The sequence below is a fragment of the Billgrantia antri genome, assembly GCF_019430905.1.
Taxonomy (GTDB): Bacteria; Pseudomonadota; Gammaproteobacteria; order Pseudomonadales; family Halomonadaceae; genus Halomonas; species Halomonas antri.
This window is the reverse complement of the sequence record NZ_JAHYCA010000005.1, coordinates 332,637-356,625: the sequence shown is the minus strand read 5'-3', so window position 1 is coordinate 356,625 and position 23,989 is coordinate 332,637. Positions and strand designations below refer to the sequence as shown.

Sequence of the window (23,989 nt, the reverse complement as noted above, 5' to 3'; positions counted from 1 at the left end):
GCTTGCCTGGCGGCCGCCCTCGGGTGGCCGCTTCAAGTTGAATCCGTGGCTTGGGTTGAATGTATGGTCTGCCGTGCCGCATCGACCAGGGCACGTACTAATCGCTGCTGGGGTAGGTTGAAGACCAGCCACTCCGGATGCCATTGCACCCCGATCAGGAAATCGTGCTCACGCGATTCGATGCCCTGGACCAGGCCGTCGCGATCGCGGGCGACGATTTCGATACCGCGTCCCGCCTCCTGCACGGCCTGGTGGTGCAGGCTGTTGATGCGACACCAGCTCACCTTGAGGATACGGTGCAACTGGGTGTCGGGCATGATATCCACTGTCTTGCGCGGCAGTACGGTGCGCCGTCGCTTGAGGCCCTCGTGGGTGGTGTAGATGTCGGGGTCCAGCGTGCCGCCGAGGTGGACGTTGAGCATCTGGGCGCCGCGGCAGATGCCCAGTACCGGTTTTCCCTGTGGGATGAACCGTTCCATCAGTTCGAGCTCGAGTTCGTCGCGCTGGGGATCGAGACGTACGTCGAGTTGCATCTCGCCACCATAGAGGTGCGCCTGGATGTCGTCGCCGCCGCCGATGATCAGCCCATCGAGGGCCGCGGGCTGCGGACGGGAAGGTGAAAGGCGAAGCGGTCGACCGCCGTGTCGCCATACTGCGAACCAGTCGAACCACCAGGCGATGCGACTCTTGTCATCCGACGTGGTGATACCGATGAGCGGGCGCGTCATGAGGGAGAGCGGACCTCCTTGATCCAGTTCCGCAGCCTGCCGGCCAGGCGGGCCATGAGCGACTGCGTGTGCAGGTTGACGTAACGGCTGGCGCGCGCGTTGAGTTCCTTGTGGTCGGCGGCGAGGCGTTCCACCGCCACCCAGCGATTCCACTCCACCACGGCCCCCCACCCCCGCTGGGAGAGCTGGGCGTTAGGCAGTCGGTAGTGGTACGTGGGACGTGGCTTGATCAGGTTGTTGCGAAACAGCTCATCCGGGTAATCCGGACGTAGGTGGGCGAACAAGGGATAGAGATCGAGTTCGCGGTTGCGCGTCGGATTGAAGCTGATGTAGTCGGCGATCAGTGTGTCCAGGTCGGGGGCGTAGTCGGGATCGAGCACCTTCAGCGCATAGTGCTTGGGGAAGGGATTGGCGTGAGGTAATACCTCTCGCGTGATGTCGATGTCGATCTCCTTGCGCAACCAGGCCGCCGTGAGCAGGAAGGCGCGGAAGTGGCGCAGGATGGATTCCGGCTCCAGGCTGGCTGCCTCGGGATTGAGGTGCAGGCCAAAACCGTACAGCAGGCTGGCATCGGTGCCCTTGGCGCCGTGGGCATTGAGCGCGGCGAACAGCGCGTCGAGCTCGCCCAGTTCGTCCCACGGTACCGGCGGACAGACGATCTCGGTCGGCACCAGGCCGGTAACGACGTCGCCGATAAGCTCGCGGGTCTTGTTGTGAAATTCCAGGCGCATCTGGTGGCGCTGGCGTTCCCACTCGGTGTCGTGACGTGGCAAGGCCTCCAGCAGCCTGGCATCGGGGTGGGCATACTGGGTATCGAGTTCGATGACGAAGTCACCCCAGCGGGTGGCCTCGACGCGCAGCCGATGGGGGCTGACCAGCTTCAGTTCGCCACCGAAGAGGTCGCGTACCAGCTCACCTGTCTGCTGAGGAGGAAGACCGGCAAACTCGATTTCAGTGCCAACCCGTCGGGTCCTACCCTGGACATTCAGAGGCTCGGGTGGTGATTGCGGCTGCATGAAGGCATCCTGTGCGACTCGAGAGTCTGAACGCCAGCCTAGCACAGTGCGGCGACAAGTCCGCACGGGAGCGCTGCCGGTCGACTACTGTCCCAGGCACATGGACAATGGAACGAGGGAGTGTGGATCGATGCCAGGATTTTATCCCCAACGCGGTGACTACCTGCCCCGGCGGGTGGCGATTCGCCTCGGGCTGCTGCTGGTCATGCTGTTGTCGCTGGCCTGGGCAAGTCCCATGCACGCCCAACTGCCGCTCGGCGGGCTGGGACAAGAGGCACAGAGCCAGGGTCCGAGCCATGATGCCGAGACCTTCCAGCGATCGCTCGATGAAGTGATCGCTACGCTGGAGGATGAACAGCGCCGTGACGCCCTGCTCGATGAGCTGCGCGGGATACGTCAGGCTCACGCCGAGAGCACCCCTGAGGATTCCCTCCAGCGCCAGGGCTTGCTCGGCGCCTTGGCCGAGACCTTCACCGAGCTGGGGGATCAGGCCGAGTCCGGCGAGTCGCCTATCGATGACTGGCAGCGCCAACTGGAGCAGGGCTGGGCGGGACTCAGGGAGCTGGTGGTGGAGACCGGCACCGGCGAGATCGCACGCTTCGCCGTTCACAGCGCCGTGCTGCTGAGTATCTGGACCGGTGTGCTGGTCGCGCTGATCGCCTTGGGCAGGCTGCTGTTCGAGCGGCGGGGGTTGCCTCTCGATCTGCCGCGGGAACCGAGAGGCTGGTTGCTGGCGCTGCACTTCCTGCGGCGCATGTTGCCCTGGACGCTTGCTTTCGTCTTGGTGATGGGGCTGGTCCAGGTGTTGTCACCCAGCCCAGGGCGTACCCTGACACTCATCTTCGCCTACCTGGCACTATGCGGTCGGACCCTGTCGGTAGTCGTGGAATGCGTGGTGTCGGTCTTCACCCGTGGACATCGTTTTCCTGCGGTTCTGATACTGCAGCGACGGGGATTGCGCCTGCTGTTCATGATCGGTGCGCTGGTTGCGCTCGGTGATGCGCTCAATGCAGAGCGGCTCTCCCTGGTCGTGGGACAGGAGCCAGCGGCGCTGGGCTCGGTGATCGCCAACATGCTGGCGGCGTTGCTTAGCATCCGCTTCATTTTCAAGTTCAAGCGTCCGATCAAGCACCTGATCCGCAACCGTTCCTGGCACGTGCGCCGTGAAGGTGGAACCGGCGTCGAACTGGCACGCATCGTCGGCGAACTCTGGCACGTTCCGGCGTTGCTGATCGTGGTGGTCTCGCTGCTGGCGATCTTTATTACCGTCGGGGATGTGGGGGCCGCATTGGCACGCTCGATCATCTCGGCGGCGCTGCTGGTACTGACCCTGGTGGTTACCGGCCTGATCCAGCGTCACAATGAGCGGTACAGCCGGCGGCGCCGAATCAGCGAGTATCGCCGGCGCCTCGAACGCTTCGGATATGCGCTGTCCCATGTGGTGGCCTGGATCGTCTTTGCCGAGCTGTCGCTGCAGGTATGGGGCGGCTCGCTGTTCGGCCTGGGAGGCGAAGGGGTGGCCGGCGTGCGCATCGGCCAGGCTCTAATGGCACTGGGCTTCACGGTGCTGCTGGCCTGGCTAACGTGGATATTCGCCGACACTGCGATCCAGCGCGCGCTGACCTCCTCCGCCCGCTCGCGGGGGAGGCGGGTCAACCAGGCGCGGGCCCAGACCATCACGCCGATGATCCGCAACGTGATCTTCGCCACCATCGTGTTGATCGCCGCCATCGTCGGGTTGGCCAACCTAGGGGTGAACGTTACGCCGTTGCTGGCTGGTGCCGGCGTCATCGGCCTGGCCGTGGGCTTCGGCGCCCAGACCCTGGTGCAGGATCTGATCACCGGTATCTTCATCATCGTCGAGGACTCGCTGGCGGTGGATGACTTCGTCCAGATCAACGGCCACATGGGCACCGTTGAGGGGCTGACCTTGAGGACGGTGCGGCTGCGCGATCTCGACGGCATTCTGCACATCATCACCTTCAGCGCCATTCAGTCGATCCACAACATGTCGCGTCACTTCGGCATCGCGCTGATGCGCATTCGCATTCCGCACACCATGAAGATCGACGATGCCATCAGCCTGATGCAGGAGACCGCGCAGGAGCTGCGGCAGGATCCGATGATGCGACACTACATTTGGTCGCCGCTGGAGATGCAGGGGGTCGACCGCTTCGACGAGGGCGCCGCGGTGCTGCGCATGCGCTTTCGCACCGCGCCGGTGATGCAGTGGGACGTGGCCCGCGCCTTCAACCTGCTGCTCAAGCAGCGCATGGAGGCCCAGGGGCTCGATCTTAGCCTGCCGCGCCTCAGCGTGAGCATGGAGGGACAGCCTGGCGATACCATGAGCGAGGCGCCGGCAGCCAGTGGCGGCACGGCGCCGCCGCGCGATGCCAAGGGGCGGGCGCCGGGCGAGGCCGGCATCGCCGACCCTGCAGGTGCGACCCACCCGCAGCGTGCCTCGCCGGACGCTTCCTGAGGGATCGCGCGGGCGCGTTGCCCGTCAGTGATATGGCCCGAGATGGAAAGCGGGCCGGTTTTCCCCGTACCATGAACAACATACGGCCTGTCAGTGGCCTCCGGTACAAGGAGCCGCGCCGACGTGATCACCGTCGAACGCAAGGATAGCTTCCATCTCAAGGTTTCCCGTGTCCTGCAGGAGGAGACGTCGCATCGGCTGGACGTCTTCCTGTTCGTACCGGGGGAGCTCGGCCTCAACGAGCATGTCATCTCCGAAGACGCCTTCTACTACAGTGCGATTCACGTCAAGCGGACCTACTACAGCGACAAGCACCACCTGCCGCTGGTACTGAGTCGTCTGGCCGGCCGTGATCGCCTCAGCACAGGGCGTTATCGACTGAGCCTGAGTCTCTATGCCTACCAGTATGTGGTGGCGCTCGAGCGTGCCACCCAGTCGCTGCTCGACACCGCGCGAGGCGTGCAGCAGGCGGAGCGCCGCGCCGAAAGCAACGAGCGGGCCGAGCCGCAGGCCGGTGAGTCGAAGGGAGATGGCGCCGGTGAGGCGCAAGCGCGCAGCGTGGGTAGCGGTCTGGAGGAGCGCCTCGAGGAGCTGTGCGAGCTGGCCCAGGGCATCCTGCGCCGCCTGCGCCGCAACCAGCCGAGCGACGAGGGGCTGTTGAAATATTATGCCAACATCGACAACTACCTCTCCTGGTTTACCGAGCAGCGCCTGCTGGCGCTGGTAGCGCACCTGCCGCGAGGGCGTGACTACCGCACCATTCGTGAGCGGCTGCTGGCAATCTGCGAGGTCGAGAGCGCACATCGTGAGCGGGCGGAGTACAACGCCAGCCGCGTGGTGCGCGACCCGACGCGCATGTCCAACAAGATGCGCCTGCTAAGACGACTCATCGAGTACCCGGTCACGCTCAAGCAACAGACCCAGGAACTGGGCGGTGCAGAACAGAAGGCGGTCAAGGGGCTCGCGACCGGTGTGGTGATGATTTTCGTTTCGCTGGGCCTGCTCCAGGCCCGCGACACCGTGGGAAACATCACCGCTCTGTTCGTCCTCGCTATGGCGGTGCTCTACGCCATACGCGAGGTGTTCAAGGATGACTTGCGCAACACTCTATGGCGCTGGCTGCGCAAGGGGCGGCCCAAGTGGCGGCGGCAGTATTTCGACGCCACCAGCAACGCCCTGGTCGGGCGCCAGCTGGAGTGGTTCGACTACAAGCGTTTCGGCAAGCTCGATGAGCAGATCCAGCGGGTGCGCAAGCGCAACGTGGCTCAGCGCGAGGAGGTGGTGCTGCACTACCGTTCCAGTTCGCGGATGTCGCCCACCCGCTTTCTCAGCGGTTACGAGAAGACCCGTGAGACGGTTTCGCTCGACCTGTCGCAATTGACCCGGCTGATGGACAAGGGCAGTCATCGCGTCTACCAGCTCAAGGACGGCCAGGTCTCACGTGAGTCGGTCGAGAAGCGTCACCTGTTCAATCTGGTGATACGTGAAGAGGTGGCCAATGCCGAGCCGATCCTGCAGCGCTGGAAGATCGTCATGAGCCGTTCGCGGATCGTCGACGTGGTCAAGGTGCACCAGGAAGGGGGAAGGCTCGTACAGGGGAAGGCGGAGGGAGAAGAGGCGCCTGTTCTTTAACGCGTTCTAATGTCGATGTTGTTCCAGGTCAAGTCGGCTGCGGATTGGGTTTGGTAGGGTCGAGTGAAGCGGCGAATTGTGACGCCCGCCAAGTCGAACTAGATTTCAAGTTAGGTCGGCTGCAACCCAGATCGCTCTCTTACGGAGGTGCTGCCATGCAAGCTGTCGATGTCATGACTCCCAACGTGATAACCGTACCGCCCGACGCTGACGTTCGGGAAATTGCGCGCCTCCTGCTCGAGAACAACATCAGTGCCGTACCCGTTGTGGATGCCGAGGACAAGGTTCTCGGCATCGTCAGCGAGGGCGACCTGATGCGGCGGGTAGAGAACGGTAGCGAGGCGCCCAAGTCGTGGTGGCTGAAGACCTTCTTCACGGGGGGCAACAGTGCCAGCGAGTACGTCAAGACCCACGCGCGCAAGGCGCACGAGATCATGACCCGCGATCTCATCACCATTGGCGAGGACGAGCCGCTGCATCGCGTGGCCAAGCTGCTGGAGAAGCACCACATCAAGCGGGTGCCGGTCGTCCGCGACGGCAAGCTGGTGGGTATCGTCAGTCGCGCCAATTTGCTGCGAGGCTTCTCGGCCACGGCGCCCGATGCGGAGACACCGGTCACCAGCGACGACCGTCAGATTCGCGATGCCATTCTCAAGGAGGTGGACGAAAACACCGGGGTCTGGGTCGATCGTATCAACGTCATCGTTACCGAGGGTGTGGTGCAGATCTGGGGTCTGGTCGAGAGTCAGGAAGAAAAAATGGCCGTCCAGGTTGCTGCCGAGAATACCCCCGGGGTAAAGACCGTGGAGAACAACCTGGGCATGATACCTCGCGGCGTGGGGCACTTCTGACACGAAAGACAAGCAAGGATGAATCAGGCGGGGCGGCCAGGTAGCCGTCCCGCCTGCGTTCGGGGGCGCTGCGAAATCAACCTATCCGCACGAGCGCCGTTTCCAGGTTAGCCAGGCTGCGTTCGACATCGTGCAGCTTGTCGAGCCCGAACAGGCCGATACGGAAGGCGCGATAATCGTCGCCTTCGTCGCACATCAGCGGCACGCCGCCAGCGACCTGGAGGCCGGCGTCGGCGAACTTGGCCACGATGTCGGCATCGTTGGTGTAGCAGACCACCACGCCCGGTGCCTCGAAGCCGGGCGCGGCCACGCTGCGGTAGCCGAAGCGCGTCAGCAGTTCACGCGCACCGCGGCCCAGCACCCACTGCTCCTCGCACACCTTGTCGAAGCCGTATTCCGCGGTCTCGTGCATGATGTCGCGCAGCCGGGCCAGACCGTCGGTGGGCATGGTGGCGTGATAGGCGTGCCCGCCGTTCTCGTAGGTTTCCATGATCGAGAGCCACTTGCGCAGGTCGCAGGCGAAGCTGGTGCTGACGGTCTGCTCGATGCGCTCCCGCGCCCGCTCGGAGAGCATCACCATGCCGCAGCAAGGCAGGCCGCTCCAGCCCTTCTGCGGCGCGCTGAGCAGCACATCTACGCCGAGCCCGGCCATGTCCACCCACAGCGTGCCCGAGGCGATACAGTCGAGTACGAACAGGCCGCCAACCTCGTGGACCGCGGTTGCGACACGGCGCAGGTAGTCGTCCGGCAGCAGCAGGCCGGCCGAGGTTTCGACGTGCGGGGCGAACACCACCCCGGGGCGTTCCTCGCGGATGGTGCGCTCGACGTCCTCGATGGGGGCCGGAGCAAAAGGCGATTGAGGATCCTGCGGTGCCAGGCGGTGGGCCTTGAGCACCGTGGTCGAGGCGGCGATGGCGCCCATCTCGAGAATCTGCGACCAGCGATAGCTGAACTGGCCGTTGCGAATCACCAGACAGTGCTGGTTGGTGGCGAACTGGCGGGCTGCGGCCTCCATGCCGAAGGTGCCGCTACCGGGCACGATGACGGTGCTGTGTGCCCGATAGACTCGCTTGAGCGTCGCCGAGATATCTCGCATGACCCCTTGGAAGCGCTGGGACATGTGGTTGAGCGAACGGTCGGTATAGACCACCGAGTACTCGAGCAGGCCATCGGGGTCGACATCGGGCAACAGGCCGGGCATGGGGTTCTCCCTTGAGGTGCTTGGCTAATGAAACGTAGCCCAAGAGGATATGCCGTTTAGCGGCAACGAACCAGCGCAGGAGCGCTGCGACAAGGGGAAGGAAGGGCCGGGAAGCTAGGGCGGCCGCAGGCTTGGGCCCGATGGCCTGCGGCGGCACCCGAGGCGACTCACTTGTGGCAGAAGTAGACCCTGGCCGGCGGGATGTTGATGGGTTCGAAGGCGCTCTCTACACGCGAGAAGGTCTGATGCAGATCGGAAGAGACCTTGGGCGAGAACTGATAGATGAGCATGCAGCCTCCAGGGGCCAGTGCTGCCTGGCTGCCAGCGAGAATGCGCTCCCGGCAGTCGGCCGGCATGGTGCTGAACGGAAGGCCCGCCACCACATAATCGGCCGCAGGCAGGCCCAGCCGTTCCAGCTCGGCTTCGATCGTCTCGGCCGAGCCGGCGATCACCTTGAGCCGAGGGTCGAACATCGTGCGGTTGAGGTAATCGACGAAGTCGCCGTTGGTCTCGATGACCACCAGGGTGGCGTCTGGGTGCAAGCGGTTGAGGATCTCCTGGGTGATGGTGCCCACGCCGGGCCCGTATTCGACGATGACTCTTGCTCGCTGCCAATCGACTGGCTCCAGCAGGCGGCGAATCAGGAAAGAGGAACTGGGGATGATCGAGCCCAGCATGCGGGGATGCTTGAAGAAGTTACGGGCGAATAGCGACAGTTGAGCCCGTCGCTCGGGGCCTGCCACGACCGAGGGTCGCTCTTGAACCGCCATGGGCATTCCTCCTTCAGATTTTGCTGAACATTCCTCCACTCTAGGCCAGCCGGCGCCAGCGTGAAAGGTCACCCTACTCTGCGCGAGCGAGTCGCCGAGTCGATGGATGCTCGGCCGGTGCAGCGCATCACTCTGATCTCTACGCAGCTTTTGGTTACCATAGAGGTGTCTGGATCGGCGTAGCGAGCGATTGAAAGGCAGCGCTACCGAGGTTTCCTGCAACACCCCACGCCTGTGCCGCCTCGACGGGGCGCAGTCGTGCTCGAAGCTGGACGCCCCTCATCGCGGGCATGAATCGGAGCATTGCGTGAACGACTTTATGATCATCGGCGGCGGGGTCATCGGCATGCTGACCGCCTGCCAACTGGCCCAGGCCGGCCACGGCGTGACCCTGGTGGAGCGGGGCCGCTGCGGCCAGGAGGCTTCCTGGGCGGGCGGGGGCATCGTCTCGCCACTCTACCCGTGGCGCTACAGCGAGCCCGTTTCCCAGCTTGCCCAGGGTGCCACGCACCGCTACGCCGAACTGGCCGAAAGGCTGCTCGAGACTACCGGTATCGACATCGAATACCGCCAGAAGGGGCTGCTCTACCTGCGGGTGGACGACGCCGAGCTAGCTTCCGCCTGGGCACAACGCCAGGGTTGGCCGCTGGAGAAGGTGGATGCCTCCTTCATCTATGCGCGTGAGCCCTGGCTCTGCGAAGGGGTGAGCGGAGGCCTGTGGATGCCGACCCTGGGCAGCGTGCGCAATCCGCGGCTGTGCCGGGCTCTGCGTGCCCGGCTGGAGGCGTTGCCCAGCGTGACCCTGGTGGAGAATACCGCAGTGGAGCGCCTCGTCGTCGAGCGGGGACGCGCCTGTGGTGTGGAGACTGCGCAAGGGCGTCTCGCTGCCGGGCGTGTGATCCTCTGCGGCGGTGCCTGGAGCGGTGTGCTGCTGGCCGAGCATGGCGTGGCGCTGCCGGTGCGACCGGTCAAGGGTCAGATGATGCTCTTCTCCACGCCGCCGATGCCCGGTGGCCGCCAGCTGCTCGAGCGGGTGGTGCTGGCCGACGGGCGCTACCTGATCCCACGCGGCGACGGGCGCGTGCTGGTCGGTTCCACGTTGGAACAGACCGATTTCGACAAGCGCACGACCGCGGAGGCGCGCGAGTCCTTGTGGCAGAGTGCCGTCGCCATGCTGCCGAGACTGGCCGAGTGTGAGGTCGAACACCACTGGGCCGGGCTGCGCCCGGGTGCGCCGGACGGCATCCCCTTTATCGGTGCCGTACCCGGCATCGAGGGGCTCTACCTCAATGCCGGGCACTACCGTAACGGCCTGGTATTGGCGCCCGCGGCAACCCGACTGCTGGTCGACCTGTTGCTGGCGCGGGAGCCGGCCATCGATCCCACGCCATATCGACCCGACCGTCGCCGGGTACGTTCAGCTGCGCTGGGCAGCCTGGATCGCCGTCAGGGCGATGGTGTAGACGATATCGTCGACCAGCGCCCCGCGTGAGAGGTCGTTGACCGGCTTGTTGAGGCCCTGCAGCATCGGGCCCACGCTGACCACCCGGGCGCTGCGCTGTACCGCCTTGTAAGTGGTGTTGCCGGTGTTGAGGTCGGGGAAGACGAACACCGTGGCGCGCCCGGCCACCGGGGAGTCGGGTGCCTTCTGTCGCCCCACGCTCTCGATCGCCGCGGCGTCGTACTGCAGCGGGCCGTCGATCAGCAGGTCCGGTGCCATCTCGCGGGCCAGCCGTGTGGCCTGGCGCACCTTGTCGACGTCGGCGCCGCTGCCCGATTCGCCGGTGGAATAGCTGATCATGGCCACCCGCGGCTCTATCCCGAAGGCCTGGGCGGAACGAGCGCTCTGGATGGCGATCTCGGCCAGCGCTTCGGCATCCGGGTCGGGATTCACCGCGCAGTCGCCATAGACTACCACCTGTTCCGGCAGCAGCATGAAGAAGATCGACGATACCTGGCGATAGCCGGGTGCCGTCTTGATCAGCTGGAAGGCGGGACGCACGGTGTTGGCGGTGGTATGGATGGCGCCCGACACCAGCCCGTCGACCTCGTCGAGTTGCAGCATCATGGTGCCCAGCACCACGTTGTCTTGCAGTTGGTCCTCGGCCGTCAGCTCATTCACCTTGCCGCGGCGGCGTTCCACCATCGGCGCCACGTAGCGGTGGCGGATCCGCTCGGGATCGAGGATCTCGAGCCCCTCCGGCAGCTCGATACCACGGTTGCGCGCCACCTCCTCGACCTCCTCACGGCGGGCCAGCAGCACACAATCGGCGATGCCGCGACGCTGACAGATGGCTGCGGCCTCCACGGTACGCGGCTCGCTGCCCTCGGGCAGGATAATGCGTCGGTTGGCGCGCTGGGCCAGCTTGACCAACTGGTGGCGAAACGCCGAGGGCGACAGCCGCCGGGTAAAGCCGCGACTGAGATGGTCTTTGAGCCACTGCAAGTCCAGGTGACCGGCAACGAAACGCGTTACCTGTTCGGCACGCTCCAGGTCGTCCATGGGAATGTCGTTACCCATCCGGCCCAGGTTCTTGGCCGTGGTAAAGCTGTCGGTATCCACCGCCAGTACAGGCATGCCGGTCTTCAGCGCCGGACGGCACATCTCGATCATGTTGTCGTTGGGCATGAAGCCGTTGGTCAGCAGCACGCCGGCCATGGGCACGCCGTTCATGGTGGCAAGCGCCGAGGCCAGCACGATGTCGTCGCGGTCGCCGGAGGTGACTATCAGGCTCCCCGGGCGGAAGACATGCAGTGCATTGGCGGCGCTGCGGGCGCACAGGCTGGTGGAGAGCACCCTGCGGTGGGCGGCTTCGCCCTCGTTGAGAAAGCGCGCACCGAGCGCCCTGGCCACGTCGACCACCCGCGGCGCGGTCAGGGCCGGGTTGTAAGGCACCACGCCGATCAGATGAAAGCGGTCGGTGGCCAGCGCCGGCGAGTGACGGCGCAGCTCGGTGAGAAAGGCATCGTCGAGGATGACGCTGCTGGTCCCAGGCGCGAGCGCCGGTTCCTCGGCACCGGGCAGGTTCTGCATGCGCATCAGAATGCAGCCCAGGGTGCGTGCCGAACCGACGCCGCCGAAGGCACGGGCATGCAGGTCGAGCTGTTCGGCCAAGGCCTCGGGAGCCGCGGCATCGCCGCTGCCGACCAGAACGATCCGTGCATTGAGGGCATGCGCCAGCTGGGCGTTGAGCTGGGTTGCGTAGGTGCCATGGGCGGTAGGCACCACGCCCTCCACCACGATCAGGTCCGGTGCGCCTCCGTCGTGGCTGCTTGCTGCTTCGTCGAACAGCTCGATGACCTGCTCCATCAGCACGTCGAGGCGATCCTGGCGTAACAGCCGCTCCATGTCGGGTTGGGGGATGGGGGCCGGTGGGCGCAGTCTGAGGGTGCTGCCGACCAGAGCGGTGGAGCGGTCGGGGCCGGGGCCGTTGAGCTCGTCCTGGCGGAACGGCTTGAAGAAGCCGGTCTTGAGGCCGATGGTATCGAGGGCCTGCATCAGGCCGAGGCTGGCCGAGGTCAGGCCGACGCCGACGCCGGTCGGCACCATCAGCAGGACCTGGGTTGTCGGGCGTGCGTCGTGCGGCGTCATGCGCTGGCCTCTTGCAGTTGCTGGCGGGTTTCGATGGCGATCTGTCCCTCTTCGTCGGTGGGAATGACCCACAGCTGGCGGCCACCGGCGTCGATGCGGCCTTCGCGTCCGCGGATCGTCTCGCTGTTCACGGTGCGATTGAGCTGCAGGCCGAAGTGCGGCAGCAGCAAAATCACCCGTTCACGAACGCGGGCCGAGTTCTCGCCGATGCCGCCGGTGAACACCAGACCGTCGAGGCGGGGCAGGGCGCAGGAGAGGGCCGCCAGCGACTTGGCGATGCGGTAGCAGAACACCTCGATGGCCAGTGCCGCGCCGGGATGTCCATGCGCCTCGGCCGCCTCCAGCTCGCGCATGTCGTTGGTCAGGCCCGAGAGGCCCAGCAGGCCGCTTTCACGGTTGAGCACCTCGTCGATGCGCTCGAGCGGCCAGCCCAACTGCCGCGCCAGGTGCGCATGCAGGCCGGGATCGACGTCGCCGCTGCGGGTACCCATTGCCACGCCCTCCAGCGGGGTCAGTCCCATGCTGGTGTCGAGGCTCTGGCCTTGCCAGATGGCGCAGGTCGAGCACCCGTTGCCCAGGTGAGCGGTTAGCCAGCCGCCCTCCAGCCCGCTCAACGTGTCGGCACGTTGACTGACATAGGCGTGACTGGTGCCGTGGAAGCCGTAGCGGCGGATGCCATGATCGTGGTAAAGCGCCTCTGGCAGGGCGTAGCGGTAGGCCCGTGGTGGCAGCGTCTGGTGAAAGGCGGTATCGAACACCGCCACCTGGGGCAGACCGGGGAACAGCCGGCGCGTGGCCTTGACGCCTGCCAGGTTGGCGGGATTGTGCAGCGGGGCCAGCGCCGCCGTCCGCTCGATGGCGGCGACCACGTCGTCGTCGATCAGGGCGGCGCGGGTAAAGTGCTCGCCGCCGTGCACGATACGATGCCCCACCGCGAGCGGCCGCTGTCCCTCCAGGCGATGGAGAATGGCTTCCAATGCCCGGGTGTGGTCGGCATCCCCGAGTGCCTGGGAGAAGGAATCTCCGCGGCTGTCGATGCCTCTGAGCCGGGCGTCGCTGCCGCCCAGTCGCTCCGCCAGCCCTGCCAGGCGCGGCTGCTCCGGTGTGGACGGCACCAAGGCATATTTGATCGATGACGAACCACAATTGATGACCAGGACCGAAGCGTTCATCGAGACTCCGCGGGAGATGAGTGTAGTGGCAGGATAGACTTAAGACTTTAGTCTATCATCTCGGCGTCGCCACCTGCCCTGCTCCAGATCAAGCAGGAAGTTTGTTAGCCGTCTATCGAAAATGCTGGCATGCTGAGGGCGTCGCTACCGCTGGATATCATCATGACGACCGACACCGCGACGCTTGGTGCCGCTGCGCTGCTGCCGCGCCATCTCGCCGTTCTGCTGCTGGCCTCAGTCGCCACTCTGTTCGCCGGCAATCATGTTGCGGCCCGCCTGGCCTTCGATGAGGGCACCGGACTGTTGCTCGCCGTACTGGTGCGTTCTACCGTGGCGCTCAGTGTGCTGGCAGTGCTGTTCCTCCTGCAGCGCAAACGCTTCGCCTTCCCGGGCGGCGCGGGCCGCTGGCAACTGCTGGCGGGGCTGATGGTGGCCATTCAGAGCCTGTGTCTCTATTCGGCGGTGGCGCGGATCCCGGTCGTCGTGGCGCTGCTGTTGATGAATACCTTTCCCATACAACTGGCACTGTTGACCTGGGCGCTGGGAGGCCCGCGCCCGACGCTGCGTGCTGCGCTCATCATGGCGGCGATCCTGGTCGGGCTGGTGGTGGTGCTGGACGTGCCCGCCTGGCTGGCTTCGCCTGAAGCGCTCGGGCCTGATTGGTTGCCCGGCGTGGCTTTCGGGCTAGGGGCGGCAGCGGCCTTTTCCTGCGCCCTATGGATCACGGAACACCATTTGGGCGAGGTGGGCAGCACCCTGCGCAGCCTGTTGACCATGCTCACGGTCTTCGTCGTGATGATCGTGGCCGGCACCCTGCAGCTGGTACCGGGCGGCATGGCGCTGCCTGACAGCAGCACAGGCTGGGGAGCGCTGGTGGCGCTGGCGCTGCTTTACAGCGTGGCCTTCTCGGTGCTGTTCATCAGCGTGCCGCGACTGGAAATGGCACGCAACGCGCCGGTGATGAACGTAGAGCCGGTGGCTTCGTTGCTGCTGGGCTATCTGGTGCTGGGGCAGATGCTCTCTGCCACGCAACTGGTCGGCGGAGCGATCGTGCTCGGGGGCATCGTGGTGTTGAGCCTGTCGCCGCGCTGAGCCTGCCGCGCGTTGATTCGTCTTGCACGCTCCGAGACTCTGTACCAGACTGAAAGCCGGTGTATGGAAACGCTGTTTCTTAATGGAGGTGCGATATGAAAGCGCTTGCCGTTTCCAGCGCTGCGGTGCTGGCCGTTGCCTTCGCTGCCACGGCCCAGGCCCAGCAGTATCAGATGCCGATGTACCCTCAAACCTATGCTGGCGCCGATGCCATATTCTGGGAGCTCGATCCCGACCGGGGCTCTTCGGCGGATTCTGTGGGGCTGCGCGTCAATGGCGGGATGAAGTTCAACGACTATCTCGCCGCCGAGGCTCACCTCGGCACCGGCGGCTCCGACGGTGCGGTCGATCTGGAGTATCTCGTCGGTGCCTACGCCAAGGGCATCCTGCCGGTGTCACAGGAGTTCCGCCTCTACGGCCTGGCGGGCGTCACCGAGGTGGATTTCGATGTCGACAGCGAGAGCGGTTTCTCGTACGGCGGTGGCGCCGAATTTGATGTGGCGCCCAACCTGGCCGTTGGCGCCGACTACATGCGCTACCTGGATGAGTCTGCCTACACCTTCGATGCCGCCAGCGTCGGGGTTCGCTATCGCTTCTGAGGCGGCCTCGATATGGCGACAACTTGGCCCCCATGAGATGCCATGGGGGCCATTTCGTGAGCGGCTCAATCAGCGCCGGGCCACTCGCCATTCTCCTTCCAGCTCGCCAGTAGCCTGGGCAGGTGTTTGAGGTCTGCATTTTCCACGACCTCGACCTGCAGGCCCTGCAAGCGCTGCAGCTCGGTAAGCCGCTGTCTGGCCTTGTCGAATTCCCCACAAGCCAGAAGCACCCGCGTGGCGGTGAGCCCCGCCGAGTGGTTTAGCATTTCGTGTAGTCGCTTCAAGCCCTGTTCCAGGCAGGTCTCGGCGCCAGGGCGGGCGATGAGGCTTTCGACGAATAGTAGCTGATTGCGCTCTACCGCCAGGCAATTGGGTATCACCGGCCTGTCGTTGCGATCGACGTTCATGTCGAGAAGATGAGCGCCGCTGCAAACCTTGGAGAGCCGCGCTTCATGAGCGCAGAGCCACACGTATTCCGTCAGCCAGCCGCCGCCAAGGTAATCAGCGCCTTCCAGCGAAGTAACGGAGAGCTGGCAGGGAGCTTGATTGTCCCATTCGAGCAGGCCGGCTTCGTTCAGTGCGGTCAAGGCATCGGTGGCCGGGAAGCGAGGGGTGGCATGCAAGCGCTGATTATTCGCTCCGGGTCTAAGCCGAGGTGGCGCATGCGGGTCTGGATTCGCCAACACCCCGCCCTCGCCATGCACCATATCGTGCAGCTCACCGAGCAGGACGGCCAGTCGATCGGCATGATGCGCAAGATAGCGCGTCAGGGACTTGCGCTGCAGGCAGGCCTGGCGCCACGCCTCGCTATCGGAGAGTGACCGGGCTCGCTTGCGCCCGTTGGCCAATAGATAGCGGTCCACGTCCAGCACCGGTTCGATGGCCGTGACATCGGGGGTGGAGGCCTTGGTTTCGTAGGCCATGCTATATAGCGCCCCGGTGGGAACGTCCACATACAGCCAATCGGCGGAGCAACGCCGCATGGCCTGTTGGAACAGCAAGGCGACAAGCGTACTGCAGCCACCTGCGTCCAGGGTCACCGAGAGGCCGGGGGTATCGAGCTGCCGTTGATAGAGGGTCTCGGCCAGTTCGCCGGCATAGCGGGCGCAGCGGTCGGGTTCGTCGGCGGGTAGACGAGGATGTGTCTCGATCACGGTCTCGGCGGGCAGCTCGTGACGCAGCAGGATCGCCAGTCGCTCGGTTGCCTGAGGGGGGGATTGGCAGGGCACCAACACGACTCGCTGTGGGCGAAGCTGCAGAATCGGTATCAGGCTGACCTCTGGGCGCTCGGTCACCAGCGCGACGTGCAGGTGTGGCATGGGCTTGCTCCCTCCGCACTTGGTCCTTGCAGATTCCTACAGGCTACATCCCAGCGTTCCATGCTGTCGCCTGTGGCGACAAAAAAACACGCCGGCCCATGGCCGGCGTGATGGTCCTGGGACGGTATCGCGGTGCTTACACCTCCTTGTAGAGTTCGGCGCCTTGTTGGCGGAATTTCTCCGCCTGCTCCTCCATGCCCTGCATCACCGCCTCGGCATCGCCGTCCAGGCCGTGCTCGGCGGCGTAGTCGCGCACCTCCTGGGTGATCTTCATGGAGCAGAACTTAGGCCCGCACATGGAGCAGAAGTGGGCCACCTTGGCCGAGTCCTTGGGCAGGGTCTCGTCGTGGTACTCGCGGGCGGTATCCGGGTCGAGGCCGAGGTTGAACTGATCTTCCCAGCGGAACTCGAAGCGCGCCTTGGACAGCGCGTTGTCGCGGCGCTGGGCGGCCGGGTGGCCCTTGGCCAGGTCGGCGGCGTGGGCGGCAATCTTGTAGGTAATGATGCCGGTCTTGACGTCGTCCTTGTTGGGCAGGCCGAGGTGCTCCTTGGGCGTGACGTAGCACAGCATGGCGCAGCCGTACCAGCCGATCATCGCCGCGCCGATGCCGGAGGTGATGTGGTCGTAGCCCGGGGCGATGTCGGTGACCAGCGGGCCGAGGGTGTAGAAAGGGGCCTCGTCGCAGTACTCGAGCTGCTTGTCCATGTTCTCCTTGACCAGGTGCATGGGCACATGGCCGGGGCCCTCGATCATCACCTGTACGTCGTGCTTCCAGGCGATGCGGGTCAGCTCGCCCAGGGTCTTGAGCTCGGCCATCTGCGCCTCGTCATTGGCATCGGCCACCGAGCCGGGGCGCAGGCCGTCACCCAGCGAGAAGGCGACGTCGTAGCGCTTGCAGATCTCGCAGATCTCCTCGAAGTGGGTGTAGAGGAAGCTCTCCTGATGGTGGAACAGGCACCATTTGGCCATGATCGAGCCACCGCGCGAGACGATGCCGGTAACGCGCTTGGCGGTCAGCGGCACGTAGCGCAGCAGCACGCCGGCGTGGATGGTGAAGTAGTCCACGCCCTGTTCGGCCTGCTCAATCAGGGTGTCGCGGAACACCTCCCAGGTGAGGTTCTCGGCCACGCCGTTGACCTTCTCCAGGGCCTGGTAGATCGGTACCGTACCGATCGGTACCGGGGCGTTGCGGATGATCCACTCGCGGGTTTCGTGGATGTTCTGCCCCGTGGAGAGATCCATGATCGTGTCGGCGCCCCAGCGGATGCCCCAGGTCATCTTGTCGACCTCCTCCTCGATGGAGGAGGTTACCGCCGAGTTGCCCAGATTGCCGTTGATCTTCACCAGGAAGTTACGGCCGATGATCATCGGCTCGGACTCGGGGTGGTTGATGTTGCAGGGGATGATGGCACGACCGGCGGCCACTTCGGCGCGTACGAACTCGGGCGTGATCTCTTCGGGCAGCTTGGCGCCGAAGCCCTGGCCGGCATGCTGGTGGCCGAGGATGCGCTCGACCTCCGCTGTGCCCAAGGCTTGCCTGCGCTGATTTTCACGGATGGCGATGAACTCCATCTCCGGCGTGACGATGCCCTGGCGCGCGTAGTGCAACTGGGTGACGTTCTTGCCTTCCTTCGCACGGCGCGGTGTGCGGGTCAGGTCGAAGCGCAGTGGGGCGAGCATGGGGTCGCTGGCACGGCGCTGGCCGTACTCGCTGGTCGGGCCGTCGAGGAACTCCGTATCATCGCGTTCCTCGATCCAGGCGCGGCGCAGCTCGGGAAGGCCGCGGCGCAGGTCGATATCGGCACGTGGGTCGGTATAGGGGCCGGAGGTATCGTAGACCAGCAGCGGCGGGTTTTCTTCGTCGGCACCGGAGGTCTTGGTCGGCGACAGCGAGATCTCGCGGAAGGGCACGCGGATGTCGGGACGCGAGCCCTCGACGTAGATCTTGCGTGAGCCGGGCAGCGGCTGGACGGCGGCCTCGTCGACCTTGGCGGTCTCGGCGAGAAAATGGGCGGTCTTGCTCATCGTTTGTTCTCCCTAGGGGTATCGCGTTTCAGGGTGTCAGGGAGGACAGGTGGGAAGTGACAGGGGCAGGGTGTCCGGTCTTGCCGAGCCTGCATGTCGCTTGATCCCTACGCTGGTCCTAGCCAGTTCAGGTTCAACGGGATCCATGCTCGGACGCGTGCGCCGCATGATCTCAGCCGTCTTCAACGGCACCCCGTCAAGCGTTTGGTGGTCGGGTGATCGCGCGATCACCAGCCTACTGGGACCCACTGGGCTGACCAGAACCAGCGGGTGGATGGCGATGGGCCAGGGGGCGATCAAAGTGCCCGATCCAGCCCCATCTGCCAGAAATCGATCTCGAGCCGGGTGGCGTCGCGGAACACCTCGACGAGCTCACCGAAGCGCGCCGGAGTGGCGTCGGCCAGGCGTGCATCGAGCCATTCGAGCTCGGCACGCATGGCGCCCTGGAACTCCTCTCCCTCGTACATGGCGATCCAGGCGTCATAGGGGTTGGTGTTGCCGCGTACGGTCGTGTCCTGGGCGTTGAGCCAGTTGGCGATCTCGCCGTAACCCACCAGGCAGGGGGCCAGCGCAACATGAAGATCGAGCAGGTCGCCGCGGTTGCCGGTATCCAGCACGTATCGGGTATAGGCCATGGTGGCCCGCGCCTCAGGCAGCGCGGCCAGCTGCGCTTCGGAGATGTCCCACTCGCGGCAAAAACCGACATGAAGGCCGAGCTCCACGTCGAGGATGGCCTTGAGCCCCTCATGGGCCTGGCGCAGGTCGGCCAGTGTGCGGCTCTTGTAGGCGGCCAGCGCGTAGGCGCGTGCGAAGTGGATCAGAAACAGGTAGTCCTGCTGCAAGTAGTGGCGGAAGGCGTCTTCTTCCAGGGTTCCGTTACCCAGGTCGCGCACGAAGTCGTGCTCGACGTAGGCGCGCCAGTCGTCGTGGCAGGCGTCGGTCAGGTCGGTGAAGCGGTAGCCCATCTTGCCTCCGGTGGTAAAGCGGATCCGGAGCGTGGGCGGAAGGAGAGTGGGCAGGGCAGATAAGGGAGTGCTGGTGCCTGGCCACCGCTTGATTCCTACGCCGGTACGAGCCGGATCAGGTTCAACGGGCCCCGCCGTGACGACGCATCTGCAGCAGACATGTCGTATGGCGATCTCAGCCGGTTCCACCGGCACCCCGTCAAGCGTTGTGGCCAGTCTAGCAGGATGATGCCGTCTTGCCAGTCACCGCAGCGAAATGCGTTTTCAATAGAGGCGGTAACGCTTGTGATGCGGCACGCCCAGCTGCTCCTCGATCACTTTGCGGTAACGCTTGTACTCCCACTGGTATTGGGCCGGATCCAGGGTGATTGCGGCTTCCACGCAGGCGTTGACGCCGGTGGCCGACTGCGTCTCGTCGTCAGCGTAGACTCGCTCGTCGGCGGCGAGGAAGTGGATGGCGAAGCCCCGGCCGGGAAGGCGTCGAGCCACACCGGTGACCACCCTGGCATCGGTGCGTGCGACCAGCTTGGGCAGCAGGGTCGCGGTGTAGGCCAGGCGGTGATAGAAGGGGGCGAATACGCCGCTGCCCCAGTCGGGCTCCTGGTCCGGCAGGATACCGACGGCCTCACTGCGCTTGAGCGCCTTGAGCAGTGCGGCGACGCCGCGCGGGTTGGTCGGTACCAGGCTGGCGCCCATGCGCTCACGCCCCTGACGGATCACCGGGTCGAGTTCGGCGATCTTGGGGGGCTCGTACATGGCGGTAAAGGGGAAGTGACTGGAGAGCCAGAAGTTGAGTACCTCCCAGTTGCCGAAGTGTGGGGCCAAGACGATGACGCCGCGCCCTTCGGCACGCGCATCGTCAAGCAGCTCGCGGCCATGGACCTCCAGGATGGCACGTTCGACCCGCTGCGGTTCGCCCATCCAGGCGAAGCCGAGTTCGAGCATGGTGGCGGTGGAGTGGGTCAGACTCTCCTTGGCCAGGCGCTTGCGCTCGGTGTCACTGCAGTCGGGATAGACCTCGGCGAGGTTGGTTTCAGTGACCTCGCGCTCGCGATGGCTGAAACGGTGGACCAGCGGGCCAGCGGTGCGGGCCAGCCGCCAGAGCATGGCGGGACGACGGCGGGCCAGGGTGCGCCACAGCGTGGCGATGGCGCGGCCCTGCAGTGTGGCGGTGGATGACTGCGGCTCGCTCATGGACTCAGATCAACCAGGCATCCACGTTATCGGGAGCGCGGTGCTCCTGCAGGCGCTTGATGCCCTTGACGCAGCGAAACACCAGCCAGACGATCACCACCAACCAGGTTACGAAGCCGATCAGTATCAGCATCAGCAGACCGGAAATCGCGAAATAGAGCACCGCGAGCCAGAAGGTGCGAATCTGGTAGCGGTAGTGCTCGTCGAACCAATGGGGGCCTTGGCCGCGATAGACATAGGCGATCACCACGCCGATCAGCATGGTAAGGCCGCCAGTGACGATGCCTGCCAGGAACAGGGCATAGACGACAATGGGCAGGGTGGTATCGGGCGCACCACCCGAATCGATGACGCTGCGGCTCTCGGGACTATCGTTCATGAGGCATCCAGTCGATCTTGGTTTGCGACAATGATACCGGCCGTGGGCGACATTGCCAGGGAGGTGATTATTCGAGCGGTTCCTTCAGCGGGCGGCTGATCTCCAGCAGGTTGCCGTCGGGATCGCGCAGGTAGAGCGACTCGATGAGTCCGTTGGCGCCCTGGCGGGTGACCGGGCCAAGCTCCACGTCGACCTCCAGCGCCGCCAGGTGCCGCTGGACCTCGTCCAAGGGCAACAGGCTACGCAGGCACAGATCGAGACTGCCCGGCGTCGGAGTGGCGGCGCGCGGCTCGATATCGGTGGCCGTCCAGTGCAGGCGCAGGGCGATGTCGCCGAGCATCAGGTCGACTCGCTCGCGATCGCGATAGCGCACCTCGAGCCCGAGCACACGGGAATAGAAGTCCACGGCACGGGAAATGTCGGTCACGGTGATGACCAGGTGGTCCAGACCTGACAGCATTGCCGGCCTCCTCGTTGTAATGCGGTTTCTGTAAGCTATGGTTCGCCAGGCCCAAAAGGATACGACGATGCCGACCTGCCCGCTATGCACATCCGTGGATTCGCGACGTTTTCATCGCGACGCGAGGCGCGATTATTACCGCTGTGGCAACTGCGGGCTGGCGTTCGTGCCGCCGGAGCAGCGCCTTTCGCCCGAGCAGGAGAAAGCGGTCTATGATCAACACGAGAACCACCCAGACGACCCCGGCTATCGTCGCTTCCTGGCGCGGCTGCTCGAGCCCCTGCGCAGCCGCTTGGCACCGGGCGCCCGCGGGCTCGACTTCGGTGCCGGCCCCGGTCCGACGCTGTCGCTGATGTTCGAAGAGGCGGGCCACCCGATGGCGATCTACGACCCCTTCTACGCGCCGCAACCCGCCGTGCTCGAGCGTCGCTACGACTTCATTACCGCCACCGAGGTGGTGGAACATCTGTTCGAGCCCGGGCGTGAACTCGAGCGTCTGGTGGCCATGCTGCCCGAAGGGGGCTGGCTCGGGTTGATGACCAAGCGCGTGATCGACGAGACGGCCTTCGCCAGCTGGCACTACATTCTCGATCCTACCCACGTGTGCTTCTTCAGCGAGGCGAGCTTCGAATGGCTGGCGCAGCGGCTCGGCATGCGCGTCGAGTTTCCCGCCGCGGATGTAGCGCTCCTTCAGAAGCTTAGAGCCTAAGAGTTTTTGGCAGGCTTTGCTGTTTTTGGCGACTGCTATGGCGTTTTTTTCTGATTCGTTACAGCGGCTCGGAATAAGCATTTGACAGCGGCGCTGTCAGGCGTATGATTCGCGCCGCCCCGATCGCGCATGGAGCGTTTTCTCTCTGCCGCGCTGAGGCTGTGGGCAGCGTTCCACGCCATTTTCTGTCATCTTTCTTCCTTTATTCATTTGCTGTCGAGAGGCGCGTGCATGTCTCGCCAACTGCTGGCCATGGCCCTGGCTCCCTTGCTGGGTCTCTTCATTCTGGGCATCGGTAACGGCTTCCTGGCCACCCTGATTACCCTGCGCCTGGATGCGGCCGGTGAGTCACCGGTAGTGATCGGTTGGGTCTCGTCCGCCTATTTCATCGGCCTGGCGCTGGGTGCCATGTTCAACGACCGGTTGCTGCTGCGCATCGGCCACATTCGCGCCTATGGAAGTTTCGCTTCGCTGGTGGCGGTCACGGTGCTGCTGCAGGCCTTGTTCTTCGAACCCTGGGCCTGGTTCGCCCTGCGCCTGGTTGGCGGTTGGGCCACCGTGGGTGTCTACCTGGTCATCGAGAGCTGGCTGCTCACCTCCGGCGACCAGAAGGTGCGTGGGCGTCTGCTGGCGCTCTACATGATTTCGCTGTATGCCGCCGGCGTCCTCGGCCAACTGCTGCTTGGTGTCACCGATGCCATGGGCGAGGCCGCGCCGTTCATGGTGATCGGCATGCTGGCATCGCTGTCGGTGTTGCCGATGGCGATGATTCCGCGGGTCTCACCGTTGATCGAGCATGCCGAGCCGCTGTCGCCGATGCGCCTGATCACGCTCACGCCCACCGGGGTGATGGGCAGTTTCGGCTCTGGTTTGGCGGTGGCCGCCGTCTACACGCTGCTGCCGCTCTACCTCCAGCGCATCGGTCTTACAGTGGCGCAAGTCGGACAAATGATGGCGGTGGTGGTACTCGGTGCCATGCTGCTGCAGTACCCCATCGGGCGCTGGTCCGACCGCCACGATCGCCAGATCGTACTGATCATGATCGGGGCCTTCTGTACCCTGATCTCCGCCGGCATGCTGCTGCTGCCGCTGAACACCTGGATGCTGGCCGCGCTGCTGTTCCTGCTGGGCGGCGGTGTCTTCGCGCTTTATCCGGTGGCGGTCAGCCACGCTGCCGACCGTGCCCCTGCCGGTGCCCTGGTGCGCATGAGTCAGGGGCTGCTGTTGATCAATGCCATTGGTTCGACGGTGAGCCCTCCGCTGATCTCGCCGGCCATGGCGTGGATTGGCGACGCCGGGCTGTTCTGGGCCTTCGGTGGACTGGGTCTGTTCCTGGTGGGCTTCTTCGCCTGGCGGCGCAGCGTGCGTCCGGCACCGGTGCCGGTGGCGCCCTTCGCGCCCAGCACGCCGATGTCATCGGCGGGCGCCGAGCTTACCGTGACCGAGGAACTGGTCCAGGGCGCCATCGAGCACGAGCACATGGAGGATCTCTCCGATCTGGTGCCCGATGTGGAAGTGGCCGAACCCGTAGTCGGTCCGCCGCCGCCTGATGAGCCGCATATCGTCTTCTACCATGGGGAAGAAGAGGAAGAGCCTCGGCGCGAGCAGGAAGAGGTGCAGGAGCCGGCGCCGCTCGCCGACGACTCCCGCCGCTGATGGGGTTTCTCCCAGGCTGATTGCACGCTGATGGCGTCTCTCGCAAGCGCCCGATGTTCTGCATCGGGCGCTTTGCGTTGTGGTGCGACCTAGGGATAATGGTTAACGAAAAATAGTGAATCTACTATCGTCGTTATCATTTTCCTGAG

The 23,989-nt window shown here is 64.8% G+C and carries 20 protein-coding genes and 2 riboswitches; of the genes, 8 read left to right on the top strand and 12 right to left on the bottom strand.

Translation table 11 applies throughout. The annotated features are described in order from the left end of the window. Positions 1-32: 32 nt before the first annotated feature. Together KPL81_RS15245 and KPL81_RS15240 are read right to left on the bottom strand one after the other, a co-directional pair. A complete protein-coding gene (locus KPL81_RS15245) occupies positions 33-728 on the bottom strand; it encodes a gamma-glutamyl-gamma-aminobutyrate hydrolase family protein (protein WP_219792904.1) in 696 nt (231 codons plus the stop codon). Then, positions 725-1,744 (bottom strand): amidoligase family protein, encoded by a 1,020-nt coding sequence (locus KPL81_RS15240; protein ID WP_219792903.1) that lies wholly within the window; start codon positions 1,742-1,744, stop codon positions 725-727. The genes KPL81_RS15245 and KPL81_RS15240 overlap by 4 nt, the downstream gene beginning before the upstream one ends. A 130-nt stretch (positions 1,745-1,874) precedes the next feature. Between KPL81_RS15240 and KPL81_RS15235 the strand changes: the two genes are divergently transcribed. The 3 genes from KPL81_RS15235 (at position 1,875) to KPL81_RS15225 (ending at position 6,706) form a co-directional block, all read left to right on the top strand. Then, positions 1,875-4,223 carry a mechanosensitive ion channel family protein gene (locus KPL81_RS15235; protein ID WP_219792902.1) on the top strand — a complete coding sequence of 783 codons (2,349 nt, stop codon included), beginning with the start codon at positions 1,875-1,877 and terminating at the stop codon, positions 4,221-4,223. A 123-nt stretch (positions 4,224-4,346) separates the two neighbouring features. Further along, positions 4,347-5,855 (top strand): hypothetical protein, encoded by a 1,509-nt coding sequence (locus KPL81_RS15230; RefSeq protein ID WP_219792901.1) that lies wholly within the window; start codon positions 4,347-4,349, stop codon positions 5,853-5,855. A 155-nt stretch (positions 5,856-6,010) separates the two neighbouring features. Next, complete coding sequence (locus KPL81_RS15225; protein ID WP_209477182.1) at positions 6,011-6,706, top strand: CBS domain-containing protein; 696 nt, start codon at positions 6,011-6,013, stop codon at positions 6,704-6,706. A gap of 76 nt (positions 6,707-6,782) precedes the next feature. Here the strand turns inward: KPL81_RS15225 and KPL81_RS15220 are convergent, their stop codons facing one another. Together KPL81_RS15220 and KPL81_RS15215 are read right to left on the bottom strand one after the other, a co-directional pair. Then, positions 6,783-7,907 carry a pyridoxal-phosphate-dependent aminotransferase family protein gene (locus tag KPL81_RS15220; RefSeq protein ID WP_219792900.1) on the bottom strand — a complete coding sequence of 375 codons (1,125 nt, stop codon included), beginning with the start codon at positions 7,905-7,907 and terminating at the stop codon, positions 6,783-6,785. Between the two features lie 167 nt (positions 7,908-8,074). Continuing rightward, positions 8,075-8,677 carry a class I SAM-dependent methyltransferase gene (locus tag KPL81_RS15215; protein WP_219792899.1) on the bottom strand — a complete coding sequence of 201 codons (603 nt, stop codon included), beginning with the start codon at positions 8,675-8,677 and terminating at the stop codon, positions 8,075-8,077. Positions 8,678-8,984: 307 nt separating this feature from the next. Between KPL81_RS15215 and thiO the strand changes: the two genes are divergently transcribed. Continuing rightward, positions 8,985-10,169 carry a glycine oxidase ThiO gene (gene thiO, locus KPL81_RS15210; RefSeq protein WP_219792898.1) on the top strand — a complete coding sequence of 395 codons (1,185 nt, stop codon included), beginning with the start codon at positions 8,985-8,987 and terminating at the stop codon, positions 10,167-10,169. Here the strand turns inward: thiO and pta are convergent. Both pta and KPL81_RS15200 read right to left on the bottom strand, forming a co-directional pair. Further along, positions 10,095-12,269 carry a phosphate acetyltransferase gene (gene pta / locus KPL81_RS15205; RefSeq protein WP_219792897.1) on the bottom strand — a complete coding sequence of 725 codons (2,175 nt, stop codon included), beginning with the start codon at positions 12,267-12,269 and terminating at the stop codon, positions 10,095-10,097. The two genes, thiO and pta, sit on opposite strands and share 75 nt — an antisense overlap. Next, positions 12,266-13,441, bottom strand: a complete 1,176-nt coding sequence (locus KPL81_RS15200; protein ID WP_219792896.1) for an acetate/propionate family kinase — start codon at positions 13,439-13,441, stop codon at positions 12,266-12,268. The genes pta and KPL81_RS15200 overlap by 4 nt, the downstream gene beginning before the upstream one ends. Positions 13,442-13,603: 162 nt before the next feature. On the opposite strand from KPL81_RS15200, the gene KPL81_RS15195 reads away from it, so the two are divergent. Continuing rightward, a complete protein-coding gene (locus tag KPL81_RS15195; protein WP_240549299.1) occupies positions 13,604-14,533 on the top strand; it encodes an EamA family transporter in 930 nt (309 codons plus the stop codon). Positions 14,534-14,628: 95 nt separating this feature from the next. Further along, positions 14,629-15,132 (top strand): porin family protein, encoded by a 504-nt coding sequence (locus KPL81_RS15190; protein ID WP_219792894.1) that lies wholly within the window; start codon positions 14,629-14,631, stop codon positions 15,130-15,132. 65 nt (positions 15,133-15,197) lie between these two features. Here the strand turns inward: KPL81_RS15190 and KPL81_RS15185 are convergent, their stop codons facing one another. From KPL81_RS15185 to KPL81_RS15160, 6 genes are all read right to left on the bottom strand, one after another. Beyond that, a complete protein-coding gene (locus KPL81_RS15185) occupies positions 15,198-16,451 on the bottom strand; it encodes a PDDEXK family nuclease (RefSeq protein ID WP_219792893.1) in 1,254 nt (417 codons plus the stop codon). Between the two features lie 136 nt (positions 16,452-16,587). Next, positions 16,588-18,477 carry a phosphomethylpyrimidine synthase ThiC gene (thiC, locus tag KPL81_RS15180; RefSeq protein ID WP_219792892.1) on the bottom strand — a complete coding sequence of 630 codons (1,890 nt, stop codon included), beginning with the start codon at positions 18,475-18,477 and terminating at the stop codon, positions 16,588-16,590. Positions 18,478-18,564: 87 nt separating this feature from the next. Beyond that, positions 18,565-18,683, bottom strand: a riboswitch (TPP riboswitch). Positions 18,684-18,773: 90 nt separating this feature from the next. Then, entirely contained in the window at positions 18,774-19,442 is a 669-nt protein-coding gene (tenA, locus tag KPL81_RS15175; RefSeq protein ID WP_219792891.1) for a thiaminase II, read from the bottom strand. Between the two features lie 75 nt (positions 19,443-19,517). After that, a riboswitch (TPP riboswitch) is annotated at positions 19,518-19,651 on the bottom strand. A gap of 55 nt (positions 19,652-19,706) precedes the next feature. Beyond that, the gene (locus tag KPL81_RS15170) at positions 19,707-20,636 is read right to left on the bottom strand and encodes a lysophospholipid acyltransferase family protein (protein WP_219792890.1); all 930 of its coding nucleotides are present in this window, start codon (positions 20,634-20,636) and stop codon (positions 19,707-19,709) included. Positions 20,637-20,640: 4 nt separating this feature from the next. Then, entirely contained in the window at positions 20,641-21,015 is a 375-nt protein-coding gene (locus tag KPL81_RS15165) for a DUF4870 family protein (protein WP_219792889.1), read from the bottom strand. A gap of 67 nt (positions 21,016-21,082) precedes the next feature. Further along, complete coding sequence (locus KPL81_RS15160) at positions 21,083-21,475, bottom strand: VOC family protein (protein ID WP_209477207.1); 393 nt, start codon at positions 21,473-21,475, stop codon at positions 21,083-21,085. A gap of 67 nt (positions 21,476-21,542) precedes the next feature. Here KPL81_RS15160 and KPL81_RS15155 point away from each other — a divergent pair, with 67 nt between their 5' ends. Beyond that, entirely contained in the window at positions 21,543-22,184 is a 642-nt protein-coding gene (locus tag KPL81_RS15155) for a class I SAM-dependent methyltransferase (RefSeq protein WP_219792888.1), read from the top strand. Positions 22,185-22,415: 231 nt separating this feature from the next. Further along, positions 22,416-23,840, top strand: coding sequence for an MFS transporter (locus KPL81_RS15150; protein ID WP_219792887.1), 1,425 nt, complete (start codon positions 22,416-22,418; stop codon positions 23,838-23,840). Positions 23,841-23,989: the final 149 nt, after the last annotated feature.